Annotated in this window: 7 protein-coding genes; 1 reads left to right on the plus strand and 6 read right to left on the minus strand. The window is 47.2% G+C overall.

Translation table 11 applies throughout. The features are described from left to right. Nucleotides 1–68 precede the first annotated feature (68 nt). From RIM23_RS28335 to psbP, 3 genes are all read right to left on the minus strand, one after another. Complete coding sequence (locus RIM23_RS28335) at nucleotides 69–494, minus strand: hypothetical protein (RefSeq protein WP_446371512.1); 426 nt, start codon at nucleotides 492–494, stop codon at nucleotides 69–71. Nucleotides 495–772: 278 nt separating this feature from the next. Further along, the gene (locus RIM23_RS28340; protein ID WP_446371514.1) at nucleotides 773–1,357 is read right to left on the minus strand and encodes a Maf family protein; all 585 of its coding nucleotides are present in this window, start codon (nucleotides 1,355–1,357) and stop codon (nucleotides 773–775) included. 54 nt (nucleotides 1,358–1,411) lie between these two features. After that, the gene (gene psbP, locus RIM23_RS28345) at nucleotides 1,412–1,951 is read right to left on the minus strand and encodes a photosystem II reaction center PsbP (RefSeq protein ID WP_446359029.1); all 540 of its coding nucleotides are present in this window, start codon (nucleotides 1,949–1,951) and stop codon (nucleotides 1,412–1,414) included. Between the two features lie 196 nt (nucleotides 1,952–2,147). Here psbP and RIM23_RS28350 point away from each other — a divergent pair, with 196 nt between their 5' ends. Then, nucleotides 2,148–2,945 carry a tetratricopeptide repeat protein gene (locus RIM23_RS28350; RefSeq protein WP_446371516.1) on the plus strand — a complete coding sequence of 266 codons (798 nt, stop codon included), beginning with the start codon at nucleotides 2,148–2,150 and terminating at the stop codon, nucleotides 2,943–2,945. A 138-nt stretch (nucleotides 2,946–3,083) separates the two neighbouring features. Here the strand turns inward: RIM23_RS28350 and psb34 are convergent, their stop codons facing one another. From psb34 to RIM23_RS28365, 3 genes are all read right to left on the minus strand, one after another. Continuing rightward, entirely contained in the window at nucleotides 3,084–3,263 is a 180-nt protein-coding gene (gene psb34 / locus RIM23_RS28355) for a photosystem II assembly protein Psb34 (RefSeq protein WP_446371518.1), read from the minus strand. 164 nt (nucleotides 3,264–3,427) lie between these two features. Next, nucleotides 3,428–5,371, minus strand: coding sequence for a glycine oxidase ThiO (thiO, locus tag RIM23_RS28360; RefSeq protein ID WP_446371520.1), 1,944 nt, complete (start codon nucleotides 5,369–5,371; stop codon nucleotides 3,428–3,430). Nucleotides 5,372–5,428: 57 nt separating this feature from the next. Continuing rightward, the gene (locus RIM23_RS28365; RefSeq protein ID WP_446371522.1) at nucleotides 5,429–5,788 is read right to left on the minus strand and encodes a hypothetical protein; all 360 of its coding nucleotides are present in this window, start codon (nucleotides 5,786–5,788) and stop codon (nucleotides 5,429–5,431) included. Between the last annotated feature and the right edge of the window lie 214 nt (nucleotides 5,789–6,002).

The following is a 6,002-nucleotide window of genomic DNA, read 5'->3' on the forward strand; positions in this document are numbered from 1 at the left end:
ACACTCACCTGAATTTGGGCGATTACCACTACAGAAACTGGCAGATTTGTCAACCTCTATCTTCAAGATTAGGGTAAATTATCCTGGCTCGAAGGCGACAGAGCCGGATTACTCTCCCGAAGTTGCTGCTGGGTTGACTGCTGGGGTTGGTATAATACACGAGTCAACACGGTAAAGAGTTGTTGCAAGTTTTCTAGATTATTCTGGATAATCTGGCGTCCTTCCTGAACTTGCTGGGTATGAAATTGGCGTAGTTCCGTGTAGGGACCATTGCCAATAAATTGAGATCCTACCTCATTATCGATGGAGCCTTCTACAATATTGATCCGGGTACGCATACAGGAATTAGCCCCGGGCTGCTCTGTTTGTGGCGAATTGGCGGAAGACACCCAAGTCGTAATTTCCAATTCAACCGATTCCGACAAAGCTAGGGTGAAGGCATCTCCAATGTTGCCCGCCCTTAGTTTCTGTTTGAATTCTTCGCTGGTTGTCATTGAAACTCCTTTGGGGCTCTATTAGCTCAGCAATATACTCAAAGTGCTTTGACTATAGCAAACTTCCGCTTCACCTGAACAAATTTTCTCACAAGGGAACAGGGAATGGGAAGCTGGGGGAGATGAGAGCGCTCTTGAAGCAGAGGAAGCAGAGATGTTCCGATGAAACATCTTTTGTAGGGGCGGGTTTTACCACTAACGTTTCGTTTTCACCCTGATATAACTCGCGCCCGCCCCGACCTAACAGTTCATTTATCACATAGACATAAGACATAAGACTACCAAAAGTCTGTCACTTCATAACCCAGCTCACTCAGCATCTGATACAACAGAGGTAAACTTAGACCAATAACATTACTGTGACAACCGTCTAGTTTTTCGACAAATAAGCCGCCACGCCCTTCTAGGGCAAAGCAGCCGGCACAGTTTAGAGGTTCGCCTGTAGCCACATAGGTTTGAATTGCGCGATCGCTCACATTGGCAAAGTAGACTCGTGTTATCCGACAACGGACAATTGTCTGATCCTGTGATCCATCAATTAAGGCATGACCCGTATAGAGTTCACCCACTTTACCCCGCATCATCTGCCAACGTGCGATCGCCTCTTGGGGATTAGCCGGTTTCCCGTGGATCTCATCCTGAATGCTTAACACTGAATCACAGCCTAACACTAGCGCCTCATCAAATTTAGGTACAACGGTTTTGGCTTTGTGCCATGCTAGGGTTTTGACTAACTCTACCGGATCAGTAACTTTAACCTGAGATTCATCAAAATCACTGTGACAAACGATGGGTTCAATGCCAGCATTTTTTAATAAACGGCGGCGTGCTGGCGAAGCTGAGGCTAAAACAAATTTTGTCATTCCTTATTTGTCATTCGTCATTCGTTACATTTGTCTTGACAAGTGACCCCTAATCTAGTAAACATTAAACGAACTAGCGACTTGGGTAAACAGGTCTTGCACTTTATCCCAACGTTCTTCAGTGGTTGAAGCATTCAGAGTGTAGAGCTTACCACGGCTGATGACGGCTGTGGCTAGGTCATGACGATTTTGAGTAGGAAGTTTGACACTATATTCGAGAAGATAATAGGTTTTGCCTTCCGTCTCGCGAGCTTTTGCATCGACTAATTCAACTTGACGATGGGAAGAAGCCGCCGAAAGCACATTTTGTTGGAGTTGGTAACCGACTTCCCCAGGCGTTCCTAAATCGGTGAGGGTTGTATTTTCTGGAACGGGGTTAATCACCACACTGACATTTTCGGTTTGCTCGATCAAATCCCGAAATACGACATCAGGTCCGTCAGTGACTTGAATCGGCACCCAACCATTCGGATATAGAAACTCATAACCGTCAGCCGTATCGACATAGCTTTTAAGTCCACTAACGCCGTCAGTGCAGCCATGTAGACCCAAGCTCAATACTAGCAGCAAAATGGCGGCAATGGTCTTGAGCATCTTGATATCCTTTGAATTGGTGCGTTTTTATTGTCTCATCTTCCGGGTACACTTTATGATTTAGTTTTGATCAAGATAAGTCACGTTGGCTTGAGAAGGGTTGACGTTTAAGAGGAACCTCTTTGGGGGGGTTTGCGTCGGCGTCTATAAAACTCTAAAGCTAACCTGATTAAGATTGCAGTAAAACTAAAACACCATGAACCCAACCTATCGAATACTGACCATTTTAGGATTGGTAACTGTCCTGACGGGTTTGTCTGAAGCGGTTCGCGCCCAAGAGCCAATCCGGGTTGTACAAGCTTCCTCAGAGCAGTTGAGTGCCGTGCAACTGTATAACCAAGGTGTTGATAAACTGGAAAAAGGTGATTATGCTGGTGCAATTTCGGACTTCGCCGATGCTTTACAACTTAACCCCGAAGACGCAGATGCCTATTATAATCGTGGCTACGCTTATCATAGTCTCGGTAATTACGACGGCGCCATTTATGACTATACCCAAGCGATTAAGTTAAATCCCGATTTTAGTCAAGCTTATAGTAACCGAGGTTATACCCATTTTGTCCGCCGGGACTACCAGAAAGCGATCGCGGATTTCACCAAGGCGATTGAAATTGATCCAGAAAATGACACCGCCTATATTAGTCGCGGGAATGCTTATGATGAGTTGGGCGATGCTGAAGCAGCTCTCAACGATTACGCCAAAGCGCTGGATATCAACCCCGAAAATGCCCGCACTTACTATAATCGGGGGCTAACGCACAATCGCTTAGAAAAATATATTGATGCGATCGCGGACTATACTCAATCCATTGAACTGCAACCCACCTTTGCTGAAGCTTATTACAATCGGGGGCTGACTCAATTCAAATTGGAGAATCTCGATGCAGCTACTGCTGACTTGCAAAAAGCGGCTGAACTTTTTCAAGAACAAGGCAGATCAGACAGTTATCAAACTGTTATGAATGCGCTGCAAGTGATGGGAGGGGGAAACTAACCCCTGATCCTACTGATTTTGGTAGGTTATGCTAAATCGAACTAATCTTTAGCTCAATCCTTGATCAGATTTCACTTCATTGTTATTCCAAAATCGCTGGATTAACAGGGGTGTTCCCGATTCAGGGAAGCGTAAAGATTAGCTAACGCTTGATACAGAGAAAGCGACGAACATCAATCCACTGACTAAAACTAGAGCCGCAATTCCCAAGAATACATAGTTGCGCTGCTCTGTTTTGCTTGGTGGTTCCGCTTGGTAAACTTTGGGTTCACGGGCAAAGTTATTTAAACGTCCGCCTTCTTCTGTTGTATAGGGCATGAATGATAACCTTTTTTACTCATCTTATAGAATTGTAACAAACTCTCAGTATAAATACTCTCCTGTTTGGATAAGAAATTGTTATAGTCCCTAAAAAGCGGTTCTAGCCCTCTAATAACCCCAGCTTCCCCAGCTCCCCCAGCTTCCCCAGAAATCAGCAGTCCCTAACTAATCGTCCCTGTCAATGGTGAACTCGCACTAGCATAACTTTTAATTGGAATCCGCCCCGCCAGATAAGCCAAACGTCCGGCTTGAGTCGCCATACCCATGGCTTTCCCCATCGCCACGGGATTTTTAGCTAGCGCGATCGCACTATTGACCAGTAAAGCATCTGCCCCCATCTCCATCGCTTGCGCCGCTTCGCTTGGTGATCCAATCCCCGCATCTACGACCACAGGAACTCCCGCTTCTTCGATAATAATTTGGATATTTGCCGCCGTTTTAATCCCTTGTCCCGAACCAATAGGGGAACCCAAGGGCATTACCGTGACACACCCCACCTCTTCCAATCGCTTAGCTAACATGGGGTCAGCATTAATGTAAGGCAAAACGGCAAACCCCTCTTTCACCAATTTCTCAGCCGCTTCCAGGGTACCAATCGGGTCTGGCAATAAATATTTCGCGTCTGGAATAACTTCTAACTTGACAAAATTATTATCCTCTTGCCCCAATAACTTTGCCATTTCCCGACCTAACCGCGCCACTCGCACGGCTTCCTCTGCGGTTTTACAGCCTGCTGTGTTGGGTAACATCCAGATTTTCGTCCAATCCAGCGCCTCGGCTAATCCTTCATGACCCGGGGCTTGGGTTTGCACCCGCCGCACCGCTACTGTGACAATCTCACTCCCACTCGCCATAATACCCTGCTGCATTTGTTCAATGCTGCTATATTTCCCTGTACCGGTCATGAGACGGGAGTGAAATGTGCGACCGGCAATGATTAACGGGTCAGATGTCGCGGGTTCTGTAACTGAGGTGTTCTGGGGAGATAGGGGAGTAATGGGAGAACTAATCATTAAATTTGAGCAGGATTGATGATAAAAGCGATCGTAACGAAAATGGTCTAAGAGCGGATCAACCCTTTGCTTTTCGATCCAGTCTGCCAGTAGCTGTGCTGTCACCGGGGCGAGGAGAATGCCATTGCGGTAATGTCCTGTCGCTAATGTTAAATTTTCACAAGGGCTAACTCCCAGAATCGGACATTCATCTGGAGTTGCCGGTCGAAATCCCCACCAGCATTCCTGAATTGACCAATCCTGTAGGGGCGGATATAACCGTATTGCCCGTGAGAGCAAGGTGTGAATTCCCGATGGTGTATTATCAGGTTGCCATCCCACATCCTCACTCGTTGCACCAATCAGTAACCTCCCATCCCGACGCGGAACTAAGTAGGTATCCGGTCCATAGATCACCCGTTGCAGGGGTAAGGGCTGATGGGGATTGGCTGGCATTTGTACCGACAGCATCTGACCTTTTTTGGGATACACGGGTATAGGTAGCAGTTCCTTTGACCAAGCCCCCGTTGCTAATACATAATGATCAGCCTGAAATTCCCCGATCGAGGTTCTAACGCCACAAACACGACGATTGTGCTGCTCAATTGCCTCGACGGTTACCCCTTCGCGCAGGTCAATCCCTAATTCTTGAGCCGCTAATCCCAGGGCTTGCGCCAATGAGCGGTTATCGACTTGTCCATCTTCGGGATACCACCAGCCACCAATCACATCTGCCCCTAAACCGGGTTGATATAAATGAATCGTATTTTTATCTAACCAGTTGCCAACTTCAGGGTGAGAAGCTGAAATCTCTTCATAGACTGGGGCGAGAATCCCGCAGGGCAAGTACCCTGTCGCCACACCAGTAAGTTGTTCGAGTTTGGTACACCATTGAGAGTAGAGCGATCGCGATCGCCGACATAATTCCCGCATGGGAGGCTCAGGAATGGCTTCCGCATCAGGGGCTAACATACCAGCGGCGGCTAGAGTCGATGCGGCTTTAAAGTCGCGGGTTAATACCGTGACTGTCGCCCCCCGCCACTTCAATTCTAGGGCGAGTGCTAAACCAATAACGCCACCGCCCACAATTAAAATATCACTGCAAAAGTTCATTAGAAGATAAAAATTGAGACGCGCCCTAGCCAGTCCATACAGATTTTGTCAACAACTTTACCAGAGAGCCGTAACCGGTTCGGAATCCTCAGTCGCTGCACCCGCGCCTGTATCTGCTTGACCCATTGTTGTTTGAGGAGCTTGGGCTGTACCCTGATTATTTTGAGCTTGAGGAACGCTTCTAATCGTTGTGGGAGCTTGGGCTGCTGGCTGAGTTGGCTGATTTCCTGTTTCAGCTTGAGGTTGTTGTGTTACGGCTTGATTGCCTGTCGTGTTTGGATCTGACTCAATTTGGTTAGCCGTGGGATTGTCTCCCCCAAAGAGTTCTCCAAAAAAAGGAAGGGATACTCCCTGCCAACCTAAAGCGGCTCCCACTAGAGCGGCTGCGATGATAATTAATCCAATTAATTTATTCATAAAAATCCTTCGTTGTGGGAAACCCTGTGTCTTTAGACCAGGGAGGAACACGCGGTAGTGGTTTAAGAAGCATACCCCTTTCGGGGTGGAGGGGTATGGTTGCCCCTCCGGTTTTCACCCATTTCTGGGGTAAAGTTAGCCTCGCCAAGGTTATCGGTCGGTAACTGTCCAAAAAGCACTGTTTCAGTGACCTTAAAACTGTTTAACTTTTCGG

This window comes from Coleofasciculus sp. G3-WIS-01, assembly GCF_040223135.1.
GTDB lineage: Bacteria > Cyanobacteriota > Cyanobacteriia > Cyanobacteriales > Coleofasciculaceae > Coleofasciculus.